Here is a 19,994-nt window from a genome sequence, read left to right as displayed (position 1 = left end):
ACCCACTCGTATGCTCCTCTTGCTACTCTACTCGATGGGGAGGGCGCTGTCAACGCCGTTGCCTGCCCCGTACATATGTGCTATAATAGCACAAGTGTACGACTATGACAAGAGGGGCGCGCTACTTTTTTTCCTCCCTATTAGTATACCGCTGCAAACAGCGAAACGATGCGCAGATGGCTGCCATTCGTCGCCATTTTTCAACTACCGGCCATCTGCCATAGGCGACGAATGGCGGGCAAGCTGTACGCTGCATGCTCGCAGGAAGTGGGTTATCAGGCAAATGCCGGCTCGCTCTGCATGCGCGCTGGGGTTGGTGCGTGAGCCGCCTCGCCGCGCGCACGCTGCCAAGAGGCTGGCCGCGGCATAGACCATAAAACGCTGACAGTTTTTTACGGCAATGCTTCAACGTACTTTTTTTCGCTGAATCTGCCCCACAACCATGGTATAGTGCAGATAGCCGTATTCACTGTCGCCAGAGGTGAAGACAATGGTCAAACGCATTCCGCCCGGCCCCGGCCAAGAATCGGTCTGGGACTATCCGCGCCCGCCACGGCTCGAACCGACCTCGCGCCGGATCCGGGTGATCTTTGCCGGGATCACGCTGGTCGATAGCCGGCATGCGATTCGGGTGCTCGAAACCAGCCATCCGCCGGTCTACTATGTGCCGCCCGCTGATGTGCAGATGGAATTCCTGCGCCCTAATCTGGCCCGATCGTTTTGCGAATTCAAGGGTATCGCTACTTATTACGATGTGGTGGTTGGCGAGCGCAGCGCGGTGCAAGCGGCGTGGTCGTACCTTGAACCCACGCCTGATTTCGCGCCCATCCGCGGGTATCTCGCCTTCTACGCCGGCCCGATGGATGCCTGCTATGTCGATGATGAACAGGTGACTCCGCAACCGGGCAGATTTTATGGCGGCTGGATTACCAGCGATATTGTCGGGCCGTTTAAGGGCGGCCCCGGTACATGGGGGTGGTAGAGGTTGTTTCACCCGCACCCCCAGCCCCGCTCCCACTGGCGCGGGAGCAGGGCGCTGCTGTGGGCCGCTTGAGCCGTGCCTCTCCTGTCCACTCAGCGGCGCCCCTTCTCCCGCCGTCAGGTGGGAGAAGGGGCGGGGAATGAGGGCTAGCCCACTGCGCGGGTGGAACAGCCACGAAAAGACACAAGAGGCACAAAAACGGACGATTGTTGCGTCTTTTGCGTATCTTTGTGGCTATTCGGCCCCATGCCCTCACCCCCAGTCCCGCTCCCTCTGGCGCGGGATCAGGGCGCTGCTGTGGGCCGCTTGAGCCGTGCCTCTCCTGTCCACTCAGCGGCGCCCCTTCTCCCGCCGTCAGATGGGAGAAGGGGCGGGGAATGAGGGCTAGCTCACTGCGCGGGTGGAATAGCCACGAAAAGACACAAGAGGCACAAAAACGGACGATTGTTGCGTCTTTTGCGTATCTTTGTGGCTATTCGGCCCCATGCCCTCACCCCCAGCCCCGCTCTCACTGGCGCGGGAGCGGGGAGCGGAGCGCTGAGCGGTGAGGCATTGCACAGCGATCAACGGGTGGGTGCGACTACTTGTTCTGTGCGCTCCTCAACGGCTATGGCCGGGGAGACATTGCGGCAGTGCGACTGCCGCACGCCATAGATCAGGTCTGTACCCCTTTCGTAGGAGGTAGCGCCTGCCGAGAGCCGCGTTTTGCAGAGAAAGGACGAACCGATGAGTCAATCAGACGAGCAACTGCACGTGTTGCAGATGGCCCGATCTGAGGTGTTGGCCGGGCGGATGAGCCGCCGCGCGTTTCTGCGCCTTGGATTGGCGCTGGGGTTGTCAGCCGGCGCAACAGCGCTGGCAGCCTGCGGCGGCACGGCGCCGGCGCCTGCCCCTACTGCCGCACCAGCTCCTGCTAGCAGCGGCCCCAGCGGCAGGTTGCGCGTGGCGAGCGAAATTCCGGTGCAGCTTGACCCGGCCTTCGCTTCGTCAGACGCCGAAATCCTCATTCTCAATCACGTGTACGACTATCTGGTTGACATCGATGCCGGCAATAACGTCATTCCGCGCCTTGCCCGCGAATGGACGATCAGCGACGATGGTTTGCGTTACCGGCTAACGCTCGCCAGCGGCGTCACCTTCCACGATGGCAGCCCGTTCACCGCCGCCGATGTGGTGTGGACATTCAATCGCTTGCGCGATCCCGCACTGCAATTGCCGACTGCCGACCTTTACGCCAATATCGCCGAGATTGCCGCCGACGGCGATTCTGCTGTCGTCTTTACCCTATCCGCACCTAATCCGTTCTTCCTCTACGATTTGTCCGATAATCACGCCTTGATCCTCCGGGCCGGCACGGCGAATCCGGCCACTAGCTTCAACGGCACCGGCCCCTTCAAGGTGGTCGAGTATCGCACTGAGAACCGGATTGATCTGGCGGCCAATCCGGCCTATTTCCAAACCGGCAAGCCAGCGGTCGCCAATCTTGAGATCATCTTTTTCGCTGATCAGGCAGCGGCGGTTGATGCACTGCGCGGCGGGCAAGTCGATCTGGTGCTGCGCATGCCAACGCCGCTGTTCCAAACCCTGCAACAGACAGCGGGAATTGTGGCCGTGCAGACGCCGACCAACGGGTTTGATCTGGTGCGGTTGCGCGCCGACCGGGAGCCGGGCAACAAACCTGAGGTGATCCGCGCCCTCAAGCTGGCTACCGACCGCCAAGCGATCTTCCGCCAAGTGAAAGCCGGTTTGGGCGCAGTGGGGCGCGACAGCCCGATCGGCCCGCTCTTCAGCGCCTACTACTCCGAAGCAACGCCGCTCCCGGCGCGCGATCCGGCGGCAGCGCGCGCGTTGCTCGCGAGTGCGGGCTATCCTGACGGGCTGAAACTCGATCTGCACGTACCCGATTCGGGCGATCGCCCCGATTTGGCGGTGGTGTTGAAAGAGCAGTGGGCGGAAGCCGGGATCGACATTAACGTGATCGTCGAGCCAGAGAGCGTCTATTACGGCGACAACGGCTGGCTAGAGGTCGATCTGGGCATTACTGGTTGGGGTTCGCGCCCGGTGCCGCAGTTTTACCTTGATGTAATGCTGGTGAGTGGCGCCGTATGGAACGAAAGCCATTTTAGCGACGCCGAATTTGACGCGCTGGCCGCCACGGCTCGCACCACGCTCGATGAAGCCGAGCGGGTGCGCGCGTACCGCGAAATACAACGGATCTTGATCGAGCGCGGCCCGATTATCATTCCCTATTTCTTTGCTCAACTCAGCGCCCACCGTGAAGGGTTGCGCGGATATGTGGCGAAGGCGTTTCCGGGCCGCACCGATCTGGCAACGATTGCGGTCTAAGATGGGCAAGAGCGAACGTACCTTGGTGTTTGCCGGCGTGCGAGAACCATGAATGTTCAGAGACTGGGCCGCGCCTTTTTCGCCGATCCGGCAACCGCGGCTGGAACGATCATTGTGACTGTTTTTCTGGCGCTGGCCCTGTTTGGGCCGTTGATCGCGCCGTATAGCCCGACTGCGCAGAATGCCGAACTCATCCGCCAACCGCCGTCGCTGAGCCACCCCTTTGGCACCGACCGGCTGGGCCGCGATCTGTTCAGCCGGATCGTTTACGGCGCGCGCGATATTCTGGCGCTGGCCGGCGGCGGCACCGTCTTGGCGGTGATCGTAGGAGCATTCATCGGGATCAGTGTTACGTATCTGGGAGGCTGGCTGGAGGAGACCGTCTTTCGCCTGTTCGACGGCTTGCTCGCCCTGCCGGCCCTCTTGCTCGCGTTGATCTTGCTTGGCGCCACCGGCCCTTCACGCGCGAACGTGTTGCTGGTGATGGTGGTGGTGTATACCCCGATCGTGGCCCGCGTGGTGCGGAGCGTGGTCTTGACGCTGAAATCGCGCGGCTTTATCGAAGCGGCGCGCATGCGCAATGAACGGCTGGGGTACATTCTCTGGCGCGAGTTGTTGCCGCTGGTGGCGCCAACGCTGGCGGTCGAAGCGGCGCTGCGCTTTTCTTACGCAATCTTTCTGGTCGCCTCGCTCGGTTTCCTTGGCGTTGGCGTGCAACCGCCCAGTCCTGACTGGGGTCTGATGGTGCTGGAAGCGCGCAATGAATTCGCGCTCGCGCCGTGGTCGCTCTACGTCCCGGCAGCCGCGATTGCGTTACTGGTGATTGGGGTCAATCTGATGGCCGAAGGGGTGCGCCGGGCAATCAGCGACTCATAAGCGGTGGAGCAGGCACACAGCGCAGAGCGAAGCTGAGCCGGCAAACATCTTTGCACCCCTTCGGTCTGCATTGGGCAAGAGCAGTCATGGCAACTTCCGTCCTCTCGGTCGAGAACCTTGCGGTTGAATACCACACTGGCCGGCAACGGCTGCCGGTGTTACGCGAGATAACCCTGAGCGTCGCCGCCGGCGAGACAGTAGGCATCGTCGGCGAGAGCGGTAGCGGCAAGAGCACGCTTGGCTTGGCGATCTTGCGCGCGCTGCCGGCGAATGGCCGGATCAGCGCCGGGAGGGTCTTGATCGACGGTCTCGATCTCGCCCAAACGCAAGGGGCAGCCTTGCGCGCGCTCTGGGAGCGATCCCTGCGGTTGGTGCCACAAAATCCGCTGGCGGCGCTCAACCCCACCCTGCGCATTGGCGAGCAACTGGTCGAAGCGATCGGCGGCAAGCGTCCCGTTGCTGAAGCGCAAGCTGCTGCGCTGTTGGCGCGCGTACACATCGCTGACCCGGTGCGGGTGATGCGCAGCTATCCCCACGAACTCAGCGGCGGCATGCAACAGCGCGTGCTGATCGCGATGGCATTGCACGGCGCGCCGCGCCTGCTGGTGCTCGACGAACCGACCACGAGTCTCGATGTGACGACCGAAGCCGCGGTGATTGATTTGCTAGCCGATCTGATTGCCGAGCGACAGCCGGCGTCGCTCTTCATTTCACATAACCTTGGCCTTGTTGCCCGCATCGCCACCCGCACAGCCGTGCTCTACGCCGGCGAGCTGGTCGAAATCGCGCCGACCGGCACTCTGTTCCAACAGCCGCGCCATCCCTACACCCAAGGATTGTTGCGCAGTCTGCCGCACCCCGGCCTGCGCTACGACAGCCATCCCTTGCAACCGATCGAAGGAACCATTCCGGCCCCCGGCGCGCTGCCGGACGGCTGCGTCTTTGCGCCGCGTTGCCCGCTGGCCGATGACCGTTGCCGGCGCGAACGACCGCCATTGCTTACGATTGCACCCGATCACGCCACCCGCTGCCATTACTGGTCACAGCTCACCTTCGACCTCGCGCCGCCGGCCCCGGCGCCTGCCACCGCCGCACCGGACAAAGCGCCGTTATTGACGACGCATCATCTCACCAAAACGATTGCGCAACGCCGGTCACTTGTGGACGCGGTGCGCGGCAAAACTGCGCCGGCGGTGCAAGCGTTGGCGGGAGTCGATCTCACCGTGCAGCGCAACCGCACGCTAGGGGTCGTCGGCGAGAGCGGCAGCGGTAAAACCACGCTGGCCCGCTGCCTCATCGGCTTGACCCCGCCGTCAGGAGGTGAAATCCAATTGCTCGACATCCCGCTGGCGCCGCGCATCGAACAACGACCGCGCGAACAGGTGCGGCGCTTGCAGATGGTGCTGCAAAACCCGCAAGAGGCGCTCAACCCGGCCCTGACTGTTAGCGAGGCGCTGATCAGGCCGCTAATCCGGCTGGGAGGTCTCGATGGCGCAACGGCGGCCAAGCGAGTACCTGATCTGTTGCGACTGGTGAACTTACCGCCCGACTATGCCAACCGCCGTCCACACCAACTGAGCGGCGGCGAGAAGCAGCGGGTGGCGATTGCCCGCGCGCTGGCGGCCACGCCCGATCTGCTCGTGCTGGATGAAGCGGTCTCGGCGCTCGATGTCTCAGTGCAGGCAGCAGTATTGAACGTGCTGGCCAGCATCAAAGAGCGCACCGGCATCACCTATGTGTTCATCACCCACGATCTGGCAGTGGTGAGCTACTTGGCCGACGATGTCGTGGTGATGTACCGCGGCGAGATCGTCGAAGAAGGCCCTGTGGCATCAGTGCTCAACCCGCCGCTGCATCCATATACCGAAGCCTTGCTGGCGGCCACCAACCCACACGGCATACGCCTCCGCGAAGCCGAGGCTATGATCCCAGCGCCGGCCACTGGATGCCCGTTTCAGCCACGCTGCCCGCGCGCGCTCGGCGATATATGCCGCACCGAGAAACCACCGTGGCGAGAAGCCGGCGATGGTCATCGCCTGCGCTGCCATATCCCACTAGAGGAGCTGCGCGCTGTGCAGATGGGTAGGTGACGGGAGAGGAATAGCCACAAAAAGACGCAAAAGGCACAAACATATCTGATTGGAACGCGGTGTGGCGTGGGCCCGCACCCCCCGCCTCTCCCCGCTAGAGGGGATGGCCCCCACCCCTTGCCCCTCCCCCGCTGGGGGAGGGGGTAAGCGCAGGCTCCCGTGCGCGACCTGTCATTGCGAGGGCGCGCAGCGCCCGAAGCAATCTCCCCCTTCGGCGGAACCCATGCCTGAGAGGACGGATCCCGTGCTCGCGGGGGATTGCTTCGCCTCGCTTCGCTCGGCTCGCAATGACATTGGGGGAGTGGAGGCGCGCACAGCCCCCTCCCCCGCTGGGGGAGGGGGTGTGAGAGGAATAGCCACAAAAAGACGCAAAAGGCACAAAAAAGATATGATTGGAGCGTTGCGTGGCGTTGGCCCGCACCCCCCGGCCCCCGCTAGAGGGGATGGCCCCCACCCCTTGCCCCTCCCCCGCTGGGGGAGGGGGGTGAGAGGAATAGCCGCAAAAAGACGCAAAAGGCACAAAATAGATCTGATTGGAGCGCTGTGTGGTATTCGGCAGCGCTAGAGATCGAGCGAGATAACGCAGCGCCCCGCTCCCCACGTGTAGGGAGAGGGGTTTGTGTTGCGCTGGCGTGTCCTAGATGTCATTGCGAGGGAGTGGCGGCGCCTCGCGCAGCAGGGTGGCGCCCGACCGAAGCAATCTCCCGCTTGAGCGGGACGGATGCCTCAGCTCGTACCCGGCCCTGAAGGGCCGGGCTAAGGTTACGAAGCCCGCTACGCGGGCTGCTGGCCCTCGCCTCCCGGCCCCTGCTCCCACCGCACGGCGGAAGAGGAATAGCCGCAAAAAGACGCAAAAGACACAAAAAAGATATGATTGGAGTGCAGTGTGGCCGTCGGCCCTCACCCCCCGGCCCCCTCTCCCGCTGGGGGATGGCCCCCACCCCCTGACCACCTCCCCCGCTGGGGGAGGGGGACTAACGGGACGCGGAGGACGCAGCGAACGATCACCATCCCACATCTCTCTGCGCCCTCTGCGTTCTTCGCGTCTTTGCGCTAACAATCTCTGCGCCTTTGCCCGCTTTGCGCCTTGGCGTTAACCCTCTGCGGAGCCGGCTATCTGTCCAACCATGCTATAATCTCAATCATCGAAGATCAGCCTGTTAAAGCCCCTGTGAGGAGCTGTGCATGATCCAGCGCCTGAGCCTCACCGCCTTCAAAAACTTTCGGCAGAGCACGCTCCACCTTGGCCCGTTCACGTTGATTGTTGGCGCCAATGCGAGCGGGAAAAGCAACCTCCGCGACGCATTCCGCTTTCTCCACGGGGTTGGGCGCGGGTACAGCCTTGCCGAGATTATCGGCGAGAAGTATGGTGAAGGCGGGGTATTGCAATGGCGCGGCATCCGCGGCGGCACGCGCGAGATTGCTGCGTTTGGCGCGCAGCAATTTGGGTTGGAAGTGACGTTTTCCATACCGGGGAAAAGCGATACGCAAACCATGACGTATCGCATTGAGGTGGCCTTGCAAAACCAGTTGCCTCTCGTCACATCTGAGCGTTTGGCAGTTAACGACGAGTATCTATTTGAATCAGAGCCAGTGGCGCCTCATGATCCGGCCCATATCCGGGTGCGCGTGCGCAAGGCCGGCCTTGGCCGGACGCCTACCCAAACGCTCTCTCGTCATCAAACGATTCTGGCCCAGTGCGTTGATCACCCAAAAGTAACCTCAGCAGTGCGCGAGCAGCTCCAGTTGGGTCTAGACACGCTCGCTGACATGCGTTTTCTGGATTTGAATCCGCAGGCGATGCGGCAAGCGTCATTTCCGGGCCAACTCGTCCTCGGTGATCAAGGTGAGAACCTTTCCGCTGTGCTGTACGCTATGTGCGCTGATCCTCAGCGTAAAGAAACCTTGCGGGCATGGCTCAGAGAATTGACGCCGATGGATGCGGTTGACTTCGCCTTCCCATCCGACCAAATTGGGCGAATTTTGGTCAGCCTTGTCGAGGAAAACGGCGCTCAGGTCAGCGCCTACAGCGCGTCGGACGGGACGTTGCGCTTTCTTGGCATGCTGGCCGCCTTGCTCGGCCCGAAACCAGCTCGATTCTACTTTTTTGAAGAACTTGACAATGGTCTGCACCCTACCCGTCTTCATCTGCTGCTCCAGCTTATTGAACGCCAGACCAAACAAGGCCAGCTTCAAGTGGTCGCCAGCACGCACTCGCCGCAAGTGCTGCGACTTGCAAGCGCGGAAACGCGCCAACACATCACGCTCACGTATCGGCTAGCCGATCAAGCTGATGCCCGTATCATCCGGCTCCGCGACATTCCCGAAGCGCAGCGCGTCATTGACCAACACGATCTCGCGCGTCTCCATGAGTCGGGATGGTTAGAAGACGCGGTCACTTTGATGGCTGAGGAAGCGCGATGAGAGTGCTGGTTATTCCAGAAGACTTTCGGAAAGATCAGTATATTTTGCAACCATTAGTGACTGCGATGATGGCGGCGATTGGACGACCACGCGCCCGTATCGTCGTTTGCCGCGATCCATTGCTCGGCGGTATCGGTGAAGCACTGAAAGCCGAGCGGATCGGTGAGATTATTGATCGCTATAAGGGAATGGTTGATCTCTTTTTGCTCTGCGTTGACCGTGATGGCGACGAACATCGCCGACAGCGACTAGATGAACTTGAGCGCACTGCGCAAGCGCTGCTGCCTGAGTCACGGCTGTTTCTGGCTGAGCATGCTTGGCAAGAGATTGAGGTCTGGCTGTTAGCCGGTCACGACCTGCTCGATGGATGGTCGTGGGCAAGCATTCGTGCTTAGCTAAACCCAAAAGAACGCTATTTTGACCAGCTTGCGCGCCAGCGTGGCGTGAGCGATGAACCGGGTGGCGGGAGGCGCACGTTAGGGCAAGAGGCAGCGCGCCGCTACGAGCGCATTCGCCAGCGCTGCCCCGAAGACATCGGCGAGCTGGAGCGGCGTATTCGCGTTTGGCTAGAATGATAAGAGGGATTATGCAATGAGTAATGAGCTGTATTAGCCCCCTCCCCCGCTGAGGGAGGGGGGTGCGAGGGGAAATAGCCGCAAAAAGACGCAAAAGGCACAAATATAGATATGATTGGAGCGCAGTGTGGCCGTCGGCCCTCACCCCCCGGCCCCGCTCCCACTAGCGCGGGAGAGGGGGAGCCGCGTCGTCTCCGCGCAAGACACAGCTTGAGCGCACGCAAGCAGCGCCCCTCTCCCGCCGTGCGGGAGAGGGGTTGGGGGTGAGGGCGAACCAGCGATCGCAACGCCATCAACTACATTACGCTCATACGTTCTGTCCGCCCCACAACCCGCCAGAGGAGGGAGTAAGCGCTGGCTCCCGTGCGCGACCTGTCATTGCGAGGGCGCGCAGCGCCCGAAGCAATCTCCCCCTTCGGCGGAACCTATGTCTGAGGGGATTAATCCCGTGCTTGCGGGGGATTACTTCGCCTCGCTTCGCTCGGCTCGCAATGACATGGGGGGGAGGGGAGACGCACACGGCCCCACCCCTTGCCCCTCCCCCGCTGGGGGAGAGGGAGCGAGAGGAATAGCCGCAAAAAGTCGCAAAAGACACAAAAAAGATATGATTGGAGTGCAGTGTGGTATTCGGCAGCGCTAGAGATCGAGCGAGATAACGCAGCGCCCCGCTCCCCACGTGTAGGGAGAGGGGTTTGTGTTGCGCTGGCGTGTCCTAGATGTCATTGCGAGGGAGTGGCGGCGCCTCGCGCAGCAGGGTGGCGCCCGACCGAAGCAATCTCCCGCTTGAGCGGGACGGATGCCTCAGCTCGTACCCGGCCCTGAAGGGCCGGGCTAAGGTTACGAAGCCCGCTACGCGGGCTGCTGGCCCTCGCCTCCCGACCCCCTCTCCCACCTTGCGGCGGGAGAGGGGGAGCCGCGTTGTCTCCGCGCAAGACACAGCTTGAGCACGCGAAAGCAGCGCCCCTCTCCCGCACAGCGGGAGAGGGGCTGGGGGTGAGGGGTAGATCGTGTTTACCGCCGAGAGCGCAGAGGACGCAGCGAACGATCTCCATCCCACATCTCTCTGCGCCCTCTGCGTTCTTCGCGTCTTTGCGTTAACAATCTCTGCGCCTTTGCCCGCTTTGCGCCTTGGCGTTCCCCCTCTTCCCTCCGGTCGTATAATGAGCGTAGCAGTGCTCTTTTGACAGATAAAGGACGAGGCGATGCAAGACTTTTTTGAATTCAGCCTTGGCGCGCGTGTGCTCTACCAGATTGGGCTGGCTGCCGAATTGGGGCAAGTGATTAGCAATGCGTTGCCGCAGCGCCGCGCGTTCATTGTGGCCGACAAAGGGGTGGTGCAAGCCGGTTTGCTCGAACCGATCAAGGCCGGCATTGCCCCCGTTGAGATTGTTGGCGTGTTTGACGATGTGCCGGCCAATTCATCGGTGGCGAAAGTGGCGGAAGCCGCCGAGCAGGCCCGCGCCGCCGGCGCCGACCTGCTGATTGCCGTTGGCGGCGGCAGCCCGATCGATACCGCGAAAGGTGTTCGCATCGTGCTCACACTGGGAGGATCGATCCCGGATTACGAAGGCTACAACGTGATCGAGACACCGCTGACACCGCTGGTCGCCATCCCCACCACCGCCGGCACCGGCAGCGAAGTGACCCCGATCGCGGTGATTCTCGATGAAGCGGAGCACCGCAAGATCAGTATCGTCAGTCGTTATGTCACCCCTGATCTGGCCATTCTCGACCCAATGATGACCCGTACCCTGCCGCCGCGCCTCACTGCGGCTACCGGTATGGATGCGCTTTCGCACGCGATTGAGACCTACGTCTCGACCGAAAACAACCCCTTCAGCGATAGTCTGGCGCTGGCGGCGATCGATATGATCGCCACTCACTTGCGCGACGCGGTGCATGACGGCGAGAACATCGAAGCGCGCAGCCAATTGCTGATGGCCGCAGCCATGGCCGGCATCGCCTGCGGCAACAGCTTGTTTGGCGTTGTCCATGCCCTCTCGCATGCGGTGGGGGGCAAGTTCCCGGTGCATCACGGCACCGCCAACGCGATCTTTTTGCCGCCGGCGATGCGCTTCAACAGCGAAGTCGCGCCTGAACGCTATGTGCGGATTGCGCGCGCGATGGGGGTCAACGTCGGCGGACGCAGTAATGCCGAGGTGATCGCCGATGGCATTGCCGCCGTGCATACCCTGACCGCCGACTGCGGCTTGCCCACCCGGCTGCGCGATGTTGGCGTGCCGCGCGAGGCGTTGCCCGAATTGGCCGAGCTGGCTGCCGTCGAGCCGGCGATCTTCAACAACCCGCGTCCGGCGACGCCAGCAGAGCTGTTGGCGATGCTGGAAGAAGTCTGGTGAACAACGATGGAGTGCGGCAGTCAACCTGCCGCACTCTCATCTGGCCAGTGCCAGAGTGTTTGACCCCTGCTTGTGTATGTGCTCCATAAAACAGCGGAATTGATTGGCACAAGTAACGCGGGGCATCGCCCTCTGCCAGCACGCGCAGCGGAACTCTGCTGCTCACACCACCGGTTCAGTGTCAGGCGCAGCCGCCATCTGCCCGCGCTCGGCCCAGCGCATCAACCCCAACGCGCCGAGCGCCAGCGCGGCAAAGCCGATGGCCAGCGGCGTCACGGTGCCGTTGTAGGCCTGCCCGATGATCGCGCCGAGCGGAATGGCGACAAAGGTTGAGAGCGAGCCAACCACCGCCGAACCAATGCCGGCAATGTGGCCGAGCGGCTCCATCGCCATCGCGTTCATATTGCCAAAGAGGATGCCAAGGCAGAAGAAGCATGGGACGAGGTAGGCCATCAAGAGCCACAACGGCGGCTGGCCGCCGGTTGCCAGCGCCACCCCCACAAAGACGACTGTAACACCGACGAGAACCAACAGGGCAACATGCAACAACGGTCGCATACCGTAACGCATGACCAGCCGGCCATTGGTGAATGAAGCGAACCCGATGGCGAGCGCATTGATCGCGAAAAACAACGGGAAGAGCGGGCCAAGCCCATACTGAAGCTGAAAGATCTGTTGCGCCGAGCTGAGATAGCTCTGCAAGACGGCGGCTACCACGCCGGCCATGAGCGTGTAGCCGAGGGCAATCCGGTGGCTGAGCACTTCGCGGAAGGCAAGCCCAATGCGCGTCACTGACAACGGCGCGCGCCGTCCGGCGGGCAGGGTTTCGGGTTGGCGTGACCCGAACCAGATCAGCGCCACCATCCCTAACAGCAACAGGACAACAAAGATCGCTCGCCACGCCGCCACGAGCAAGATCGCCTGCCCTAGCGCCGGCGCAACGATCGGCACAATAATGAACACGGCCATGATAAACGACATCACCCGCGCCATTGCCCTCCCGGCAAACCGATCGCGGATCAACGCCATCGACACGCCGCGCGGCCCGGCCACCCCCAACCCTTGCAGCAACCGTCCGGCCAGCATCATCGGAAAGTTGACAGCCGCGATCGCGAGCAGCGATCCGGCAAAAAAGAGGGCAAAGCCGAGGTAGATGGCCGGCTTGCGCCCGATGCTATCCGAAAGCGGCCCATAGAGCAGTTGGCCGATCGCCAACCCCAAAAAGACCATCGTCACCACCAACTGGTTGGCATTCTCGTGCTGGACGCCGAGATCGGCGCCGATCTGGGCCAGCGCCGGCAGCATCACATCGATCGACAGCGCCACCAGTGAGGTCATCAGCGCCATCATGGCCACAAATTCGCCCATGCGCGGGCCGGGTTGGCTGGATTCGGTTGGCATAGACACCTGTGCAGTACAATGTCTTGTCGTCATGGTGTGCGGCAGGTGTCCTACCGCCGGCACACCGGTTTCGCCGCCTCATTATCGCCGTTTTCAAGATTTTTGACAAGTCAATCATCACTGCAAAAGGATCGTTATGCCATCAATCATCATCACCCGCGCCCAACCCGCCGAAGCCGCTGCCCTGCAACAGATCGCGATTGCAGCCAAGAGCCATTGGGGCTATCCCAGCCACCTGATCGAGGCGTGGGCGGCGACGCCGATCATCACCCCAACGGCGATCGAGCGTGATGTGGTGTTTGTGGCCCGCTCTGAAACAATCCCGATCGGCTGGGGCCGGCTACTGATCGAACAGACCCCAGCCATCCTTGAAGACCTATGGGTGACGCCGGCATGGATTGGTTGCGGCGTTGGTAAGCTGCTCTTGCGCTACGCCATCGCTGTATGCCGCGAGCGTGGCAGCGCGCAGATCGAGCTGGACGCTGATCCCAATGCGCTCGGTTTCTACCTCCGTATGGGTGGCGTGGTGATTGGCGAGCGCATCTCGGAGTGGAACCGGCCCGTACCGCGGGTGCGGATAGCGGTGGGGTGAGGCTAGCGTTCCTCTGCCAAGCTGGCCAGCACCGCTGCCAACACGGGCCGGGTATGGCGCAGCGGGGCCGGATCGGCGCGCAACCGGTGCAGATCGGCGATGGTGTCAATGTCGTACCACGGATCGATGAGGGCCGTGCGCAGGCCCAATCGCTCGGCGACGGCGAGGGTATCGCGCAGTACGGTGGGGGTGCTCATGGGTACTTCGGTGAACAAGGCTGGGGCGGGCCGGCGCAACCCAACCAAATAGTAGCCGCCATCTTCCGCCGGCCCCAGCACGAGATCAGCGCCGCCAGCCAGCGCAGCAACGGCTTGGGTGATCTGGGCCGGCGGCAAGCTAGGGCTGTCGCTGCCGATCACCAGCACTGCCGGCGCGCCTTCACCCAACACCGCATCGGTCACCGCAGCCAGTCGCTCGCCGAGATCGGCGCCGGTTTGCGGACGGCGGGCGATAGCAGGGGCCAGCGCCGCGAAATAATCACCCGCCTCAGCCGGTGCATAGGCGATCAGCGGTTGCACACCGGGCACTACGCGCACCAGATCGACTAGATCACGCAGAAACGCGGCATAGAGCGTCGCGGCCTGCGCCGGAGTTAACGGCGGGCACAGGCGCGTCTTGACCCGGCCCGCTTCGGGACGGCGGGCCATCATCACGAGGACGGGCAGCGCGCTCACGGCGCGCCGATCGCCCCTGTTCAGGTGGAACCGGCGGCGGCGGTGCATGCGTAGCAATGGGCAGCAGTGCGAATATCGCGATCGATCAGATCGTTCAGCGTCACATCTACAATTGTTTGCGGCAGCGCCAGATCGAGCATCTGGTTGAAATCGCAATCGTAAAGCCGGCCATCCCACCCGACCGAGAGCGTCGTACGGCACATCAAGCCAGCCACCGTCGCCGGATTGAACGACTGCACCAGCAACTGGATATAGTCGTCGAGTTGGCCGCTCTCGTGCAGATAGGCCAGATAGCGGCTGATCGGCATATTGGTCAAGGTATAGAGCTGGTTGAAGACAATTCCATACTGCTCGGCCAGCACGGTACGCCAGCGCGCTTCAAGGGTCGCCTGCGGTTCAGGCAGATGCGGCCCGGTCGGGTTAGCGATTAAATTGAGCAGCAAGCCACTGCCGGGATGGCCATAGCCCAACGCATTCAATTCGCGCAGGGTGGCGAGCGACTGGTCAAAGACGCCAGCGCCGCGTTGGCCATCGGTGCCGGCGGGATCGGGAGCGGGCAACGAGGCGATGATCTCAACCTGTTGTTCGGCGAAAAAGCGGGGCAAGTAGCGATAATTGGGCAATTGGGCAATCGTCAGGTTACAGCGATCGATCACGTGGCAGCCTAACGCGCGCGCCCGCCGCACCATCTCGGCGAAGGCAGGATGCATCTCTGGCGCGCCGCCGGTAATATCGAGCACGGGGATCTGCCAGCGGGCGAGCAGATCAAGACAAGCAGCGACAATCTCTGGCGGCATGACCTCGGTGCGATCGGGGCCGGCATCGACGTGGCAATGGCGGCAGGTTTGGTTACAGCGCCGCCCGACATTGATCTGCAACACCTCAATGCGCGACCCGGCGCGCAACGGCCCTAGCCCATACGCGGCCAACGTGTCCGCGAACGGCGGCGCCGGCACGTTGGCCAGTATCTGCTGCTGGGCCAGCGGATCGGCCAGCGGGTGGCCTTGCCGGCGTAAGGTTGGGATCAGGCGGATGGCTGCCATGCTCGTTTTCCTTTGAATATTGGTAGTATAGCAGATAATGAGTTTGGCCACGAATTGGCATGGAATTGCCACCGTGACAAGAGGGGTGAACGATTGTCATTGCGAGGGAGTGGCGGCACCCCGCGTTGCTGGGTGCCGCCCGACCGAAGCAATCTCCCCCGGCGGCGGCAAGAGTCCGGTACCCGGCCCTAAAGGGCCGGGCTATGGTTACGAAGCCCGCTGCGCGGGCTGATGCCCCCACCCCAGCCCTCCCCCGCTGGGGGAGGGAGTCGCCGGGAAGGATGCCTGAGCGGGCCGCTCCCGTGCGCGTGGGAGGAACCATTGTCATTGCGAGGGGGCGCAGCCCCCGACGCAATCTCCCCCTTCGGCGGAAAGGAGCCCGCTCTCGCACGCGCGGGGGATTGCTTCGCTCCGCTGCGCTTCGCTCGCAATGACAACCGGCAAGCGGGAGACGTGGCCCCCACCCCAGCCCTCCCCCGCTGGGGGAGGGAGTCGCCGGGAAGGATGCCTGAGCGGGCCGCTCCCGTGCTGGCGGGGGGAACCATTGTCATTGCGAGGGGGCGTAGCCCCCACAGCAATCTCCCCCGGCGGCGGAAAGAGTCCGCTCCCGTGCGCGTGGGGGATTGCTTCGCCGCGCTGGGCAATGCTGCGCATTGCCCCTACGCGGCTCGCAATGACAAGCGGCGAGCGGGCGGCTCGCAATGACAAGTGGGGAAGTGGCGATTGCGTCCGACCAACCACGATAATGCTTGCAAGTAAACGTATTCCGCAATCCGCGCTACAATGATGAGGCAGCGAGAGGAATTTGAAGATAGGGCGATGGCACAATGAACGAATGAACGGTCGTTGGCAGTGAGTGAGGCAAAGCCGGATGCAGATATTGGGAAGTGATTTTTGATGGAGCACTCTTAACCAATCGTTGCTGGCTTTCTGCTACATTTGAACCAAATCTTTACCAAGATGATAGCGCACAACCAAGTATAGATAACCTCCTCTCCAGCTTCATTAGGACAGCAATGACAATATTCGCACATTCGCTCAACCCTATTGGCTTCAACATGCATTGTCGCCTGCCCTACCAACTTACTACTGACCATGTGCGACATGCAATGCAAGATTGGCTCACATTTTGGCAGCTTATCAATCAGCAATTGCAGGATCATGCCTTGCCTTATCTGGAGCACTGGCTGATGCCGGCAACAATCAGTGGCATGGTTGGAGAGTTTATCAGTACAAGACTACCTCTTTACTGCTCGCAACTGGTTAAAAATCGCTACCCGAATGGCCATCCAGATTTGATACCGAAGGGTATGTTTCCTGAAGATGCCATCCAGTACGCTCGTGAAGGCATTGAAATCAAAGCCTCACGCCATGCTTCAGGCTGGCAAGGTCATAACCTAGAGGCGGTCTGGCTGATGGTGTTTCAGATTAGCACCCATACGGCTTCTCAACGTGATCACACGATACACTACACGCCATTTCGCTTCAAAGCCGTCTATGCAGCGTTACTTGAGCAAAGTGATTGGTCATTCTCAGGACGAAGCAGCACCAGCCGGCGTACGATCACCGCCACGATTAACCGGCAAGGTATGGCAAAATTGCGTGAGAATTGGGTGTACAGAGAATAACGATCACGGTTGCAGCAATAGCGTTGATTGCATAGGATACAAATCTGCCAGCGCCGGAATGGCATGCAAGCTTAGTTGATAGTATTGCTCATTGCGCTCGATGCCAATCGCCGGATAACCTACCGCCAATGCAGCCGCGATCGTGGAACCAGAACCCATAAATGGGTCGAGAACCACCCCCGTACCGAGGGGAAGAGCAGCATACACAATCTGGCGCAAAAAGGATTGCGGCTTCAAACTAGGGTGGTTAGCAATCATTCGTTCACGCTGCGGCGTGCGCTCGCTCTCAATGACATCAGTGAATGGCGTGCCATCGGGATTACGGCGAAGGCCGCCGGTCTGGTAGGTGCGAAGACATTCGCTGACCGTCATGCCGGCAGGCAACGGCTTGCGAAATAAACCCCACGGTTCGTAGCACCCACGAGGTAACGAGCACACATCAGCAAACTCTGCTTCGGCATTCTTGGGCCGATCACCGCCGCGCAAGGTGCGTACTAGCCGGATTATCTGGCCGCGAAATTCAAATCCGGCATCGCTCAGGGCAGTGAAGACCAATTGCGCTAGTAACGCATTTGCGGCAATAAAGAGATGTCCACCGGGGCGTAGAAGCCTGAGCGCAAGTTGGCCCCACTCAGTAAAATAAACAGCCAATCGCCGGCGATCATCCTCGGTCAGTGCAGTAAACCGCGGCAACGGTGCGCGGGTATGGCCGTCAAACGATGGCGGGATGCGCCAAACCCCTCCTTGACCGCGTTCCCGTTTAGCCAATTGATCTGGCTCAAATTCGCGTAATCCATAAGGTGGATCGGTCACAATCGCATGGATGCTTTCGGCAGGTGCGGCGCGCATCCACGTGAAGCAATCGGCATGGTAGACAACTGCGTCGCCAATGCGAACATGCTTACTGTCTTGAACGGGTGCGTATGCGTGCGGATCGATCATCGACGGCCTCGTCAGAGCACTTTTCCCATCATCATATATGCAGAACATTTGTTTGTCAATAAGACCTATCACGCCACTACGTTGCACCACACCCCTCAGCCGGCTGGGGAGTGTTTATGCCTCACCCCGTCCCACGGACAAAGATGTTCGGCCATGGCCGGAAGCGGGTAAAGAAGAGTTCGCGCCGTTCTTGGCCGTTGGCGTCGGTGATGATGCGGTAGATCGAGATGTCGCGCCCGTTGCGGGCAACGTCGGTTTGGCGCAGGGTGCCGCGCGGCAAGGTGGGATCATCAACGTAGACCGGCTGGCTCGGCGCGCGTACTTCGTTGGCGATGATCGGCCCTTCGATGCGCACGTCGCGGTTGGGGCGGGTGCCGTACAGTTGCACCACCAACACTTGCGCTTGCTCATCGATGCTGGTTTGCATCAATAGCCAGCGCCCGGTGTCGTTGACGAACTTCAGGTCTTGCACGCCGGTGAAGATGGCGGCGTCTAGCCCTTGGCCGTCACCGTTGGGGCCAAGGCCAAACCGGTCGTACCAACTGATGTAGAACGAGTGGGCATGCCGTTCGGTAATGGGCAAGCCGGCCCAGAAAGCGGCGCGGAAGACGGTGGTGCTGACTTGGCAGACGCCGCCGCCCCATTCGAGTTGGGTGCGGTTGCCGATGATGGCATAGCCCTCGACGAAGCCATTGGCGGCGTTGACCTCGCCGAGCTGGCGGTTGAACGAAAACTCTTCGCCGGGAGCGATGAGGACGCCGTTCATGCGCGCGGCGCCGGCGCGAATGTTGGTGATGCGGTAGGGAGCTGAGCCAACGAAGCTGCTGCGCCCTTCGGCCACCAATTCGACGATGCCGAGACTATCGAGGTTGGCAGCCGTGATCTGCGGCTCGATCCGGTCAACCGGCAACGCGAGGGTGCGGGTAATCGGGTCGGGTTGCATCAGCAGCTCGGCGATAGCGGTGACGGCCTCAGCTTGCCGCAAGCGCCGGCCCGGCTGGCCCTCGGCGACGATCCGTACCCGGCCATCGCTGAAGCGCAGGCGCGGTTCGGCAGTGCCGGTATCAATGCTCTGCGCTAGACCCTCGACAGCGCGAGCGAGCCGCTCGGTATCGGGTTGAATGACGAGCTGGCCATCAACCGGCTTCACCTGCAACAGCTCGGCCAACCGTTCAGGCGGCCACACGATCCGCTGATCCTCGACGACCAATTCGATCGGGCTGCGCAGCAACTGCACCGCCATCTGCTGGGCCACTACCAGATCGGTATCGTCGATCAGCGGCGCAAGCTGGCGGGTGCGCACCGGCACCGTCTGCGGGCGGAGTTGTTGCACGGCCAGCAGCACATCGTTGGCCGTGGCATCGACTAACAATTGCGTACCGGGTTGGCTGGGTTGGCCGATCACGCGCGCATCAGCCAAACTGAGCACCGCGTCAGCGGGGAGTTGCTCGATCTGGGGCGCAATCCCGAGCAGGTACCGCTGCGTTTGGCCGAGATCAACCGCCAACCGCGGCCTGAGATCGATCCCCTCGCGCCAGAGCAGCCACAGATCGCGGGCACGGGTCAAGGGGTCGCCGCTACGGCCCAAGGCGAAGGCGTCGTTTACTAGTCGTTCAACATCGAACGCCACCCCCAGCTCCGGCAAGGTTGGCTGCCAGACCCGATCGCGGAAGGTGAGCGTGACCGGTTGCTGTTCAAAGGCGCGATAACGTTGGCGCAGTTCGATGATCAGATCGGCGCGGCTGCGCCCGCTGATCGGCTCGCCGTTGAGCGAAACGCCGGGCAAGATCGTATTGGGATAGACCAGATCAACCGCATAGACAGCACCCACCGGCGCAGCTACGACCAAGAGCAACACGAACGCTAGCCACACCCATACCGGCGCACGCCGGCGGCGCCGGCGCAGGGGCCGGCGCGTCCGTGGCCGGCGCGGCTCATCGGGGGGCAGCTCATCGCCGGGGAGCGGCTCGCGTTGCGCCGCCCGCCGGCGGTAGATCGGGCCGTATTCTTGATAGTAGCGATTACTCGGCATAGCGATGCAGCGAACCTGTCATGGACACCTCT

At 61.8% G+C, this 19,994-nt stretch carries 15 protein-coding genes; 10 read left to right on the top strand and 5 right to left on the bottom strand.

All coding sequences use genetic code 11. The annotated features are described in order from the left end of the window. Positions 1-490 precede the first annotated feature (490 nt). The 8 genes from A6A03_RS09015 (at position 491) to A6A03_RS08985 (ending at position 11,650) form a co-directional block, all read left to right on the top strand. A complete protein-coding gene (locus A6A03_RS09015) occupies positions 491-982 on the top strand; it encodes a DUF427 domain-containing protein (RefSeq protein ID WP_066786664.1) in 492 nt (163 codons plus the stop codon). A 726-nt stretch (positions 983-1,708) separates the two neighbouring features. After that, positions 1,709-3,328 (top strand): ABC transporter substrate-binding protein, encoded by a 1,620-nt coding sequence (locus A6A03_RS09010; protein ID WP_066786661.1) that lies wholly within the window; start codon positions 1,709-1,711, stop codon positions 3,326-3,328. Positions 3,329-3,376: 48 nt separating this feature from the next. Further along, positions 3,377-4,204, top strand: a complete 828-nt coding sequence (locus tag A6A03_RS09005) for an ABC transporter permease (protein WP_066786658.1) — start codon at positions 3,377-3,379, stop codon at positions 4,202-4,204. 86 nt (positions 4,205-4,290) lie between these two features. Beyond that, positions 4,291-6,294, top strand: coding sequence for an ABC transporter ATP-binding protein (locus A6A03_RS09000; protein ID WP_066786655.1), 2,004 nt, complete (start codon positions 4,291-4,293; stop codon positions 6,292-6,294). Positions 6,295-7,479: 1,185 nt separating this feature from the next. Continuing rightward, on the top strand, positions 7,480-8,718 hold the full coding sequence (locus A6A03_RS08995; RefSeq protein ID WP_066786647.1) for an AAA family ATPase: 1,239 nt from the start codon (positions 7,480-7,482) through the stop codon (positions 8,716-8,718). Continuing rightward, complete coding sequence (locus A6A03_RS08990) at positions 8,715-9,113, top strand: hypothetical protein (RefSeq protein WP_216636346.1); 399 nt, start codon at positions 8,715-8,717, stop codon at positions 9,111-9,113. Before A6A03_RS08995 ends, A6A03_RS08990 begins: the two co-directional genes overlap by 4 nt. Positions 9,114-9,161: 48 nt before the next feature. Further along, complete coding sequence (locus A6A03_RS20985; RefSeq protein WP_281181280.1) at positions 9,162-9,293, top strand: hypothetical protein; 132 nt, start codon at positions 9,162-9,164, stop codon at positions 9,291-9,293. Positions 9,294-10,495: 1,202 nt separating this feature from the next. Next, positions 10,496-11,650, top strand: coding sequence for an iron-containing alcohol dehydrogenase (locus tag A6A03_RS08985; protein WP_066786644.1), 1,155 nt, complete (start codon positions 10,496-10,498; stop codon positions 11,648-11,650). Between the two features lie 162 nt (positions 11,651-11,812). Here A6A03_RS08985 and A6A03_RS08980 read toward each other — a convergent pair whose 3' ends face one another. Next, a complete protein-coding gene (locus tag A6A03_RS08980) occupies positions 11,813-13,051 on the bottom strand; it encodes a multidrug effflux MFS transporter (protein WP_066786642.1) in 1,239 nt (412 codons plus the stop codon). A gap of 136 nt (positions 13,052-13,187) precedes the next feature. On the opposite strand from A6A03_RS08980, the gene A6A03_RS08975 reads away from it, so the two are divergent. Further along, positions 13,188-13,643, top strand: a complete 456-nt coding sequence (locus A6A03_RS08975; RefSeq protein WP_066786639.1) for a GNAT family N-acetyltransferase — start codon at positions 13,188-13,190, stop codon at positions 13,641-13,643. A gap of 2 nt (positions 13,644-13,645) precedes the next feature. Here A6A03_RS08975 and A6A03_RS08970 read toward each other — a convergent pair whose 3' ends face one another. Beyond that, a complete protein-coding gene (locus A6A03_RS08970; RefSeq protein ID WP_245668921.1) occupies positions 13,646-14,317 on the bottom strand; it encodes a TIGR04282 family arsenosugar biosynthesis glycosyltransferase in 672 nt (223 codons plus the stop codon). Positions 14,318-14,337: 20 nt separating this feature from the next. Then, positions 14,338-15,360, bottom strand: coding sequence for an arsenosugar biosynthesis radical SAM (seleno)protein ArsS (gene arsS, locus A6A03_RS08965; RefSeq protein WP_066786634.1), 1,023 nt, complete (start codon positions 15,358-15,360; stop codon positions 14,338-14,340). An 887-nt stretch (positions 15,361-16,247) separates the two neighbouring features. Between arsS and A6A03_RS08960 the strand changes: the two genes are divergently transcribed. Next, the gene (locus A6A03_RS08960; protein WP_216636345.1) at positions 16,248-16,988 is read left to right on the top strand and encodes a hypothetical protein; all 741 of its coding nucleotides are present in this window, start codon (positions 16,248-16,250) and stop codon (positions 16,986-16,988) included. Positions 16,989-16,991: 3 nt separating this feature from the next. Here the strand turns inward: A6A03_RS08960 and A6A03_RS08955 are convergent, their stop codons facing one another. After that, the gene (locus A6A03_RS08955; protein WP_066786632.1) at positions 16,992-17,930 is read right to left on the bottom strand and encodes a DNA-methyltransferase; all 939 of its coding nucleotides are present in this window, start codon (positions 17,928-17,930) and stop codon (positions 16,992-16,994) included. A gap of 121 nt (positions 17,931-18,051) precedes the next feature. Further along, positions 18,052-19,962 (bottom strand): VanW family protein, encoded by a 1,911-nt coding sequence (locus A6A03_RS08950; protein WP_066786625.1) that lies wholly within the window; start codon positions 19,960-19,962, stop codon positions 18,052-18,054. Positions 19,963-19,994 lie beyond the last annotated feature (32 nt).

The organism is Chloroflexus islandicus, from assembly GCF_001650695.1.
GTDB classification, from domain to species: domain Bacteria; phylum Chloroflexota; class Chloroflexia; order Chloroflexales; family Chloroflexaceae; genus Chloroflexus; species Chloroflexus islandicus.
The sequence above is the reverse complement of the archived record's forward strand: the minus strand, read 5'-3'. Positions and strand labels throughout refer to the sequence as shown.

Coding starts and splice junctions, on each gene's coding strand:
- A6A03_RS08985 (WP_066786644.1), top strand. CDS start 10,496: ATGCAAGACTTTTTTGAATTCAGCCTTGGCGCGCGTGTGCTCTACCAG.
- A6A03_RS08990 (WP_216636346.1), top strand. CDS start 8,715: ATGAGAGTGCTGGTTATTCCAGAAGACTTTCGGAAAGATCAGTATATT.
- A6A03_RS08995 (WP_066786647.1), top strand. CDS start 7,480: ATGATCCAGCGCCTGAGCCTCACCGCCTTCAAAAACTTTCGGCAGAGC.
- A6A03_RS08955 (WP_066786632.1), bottom strand. CDS start 17,930: ATGATCGATCCGCACGCATACGCACCCGTTCAAGACAGTAAGCATGTT.
- A6A03_RS09005 (WP_066786658.1), top strand. CDS start 3,377: ATGAATGTTCAGAGACTGGGCCGCGCCTTTTTCGCCGATCCGGCAACC.
- A6A03_RS09015 (WP_066786664.1), top strand. CDS start 491: ATGGTCAAACGCATTCCGCCCGGCCCCGGCCAAGAATCGGTCTGGGAC.
- arsS (WP_066786634.1), bottom strand. CDS start 15,360: ATGGCAGCCATCCGCCTGATCCCAACCTTACGCCGGCAAGGCCACCCG.
- A6A03_RS08950 (WP_066786625.1), bottom strand. CDS start 19,962: ATGCCGAGTAATCGCTACTATCAAGAATACGGCCCGATCTACCGCCGG.
- A6A03_RS09000 (WP_066786655.1), top strand. CDS start 4,291: ATGGCAACTTCCGTCCTCTCGGTCGAGAACCTTGCGGTTGAATACCAC.
- A6A03_RS09010 (WP_066786661.1), top strand. CDS start 1,709: ATGAGTCAATCAGACGAGCAACTGCACGTGTTGCAGATGGCCCGATCT.
- A6A03_RS08980 (WP_066786642.1), bottom strand. CDS start 13,051: ATGCCAACCGAATCCAGCCAACCCGGCCCGCGCATGGGCGAATTTGTG.
- A6A03_RS08975 (WP_066786639.1), top strand. CDS start 13,188: ATGCCATCAATCATCATCACCCGCGCCCAACCCGCCGAAGCCGCTGCC.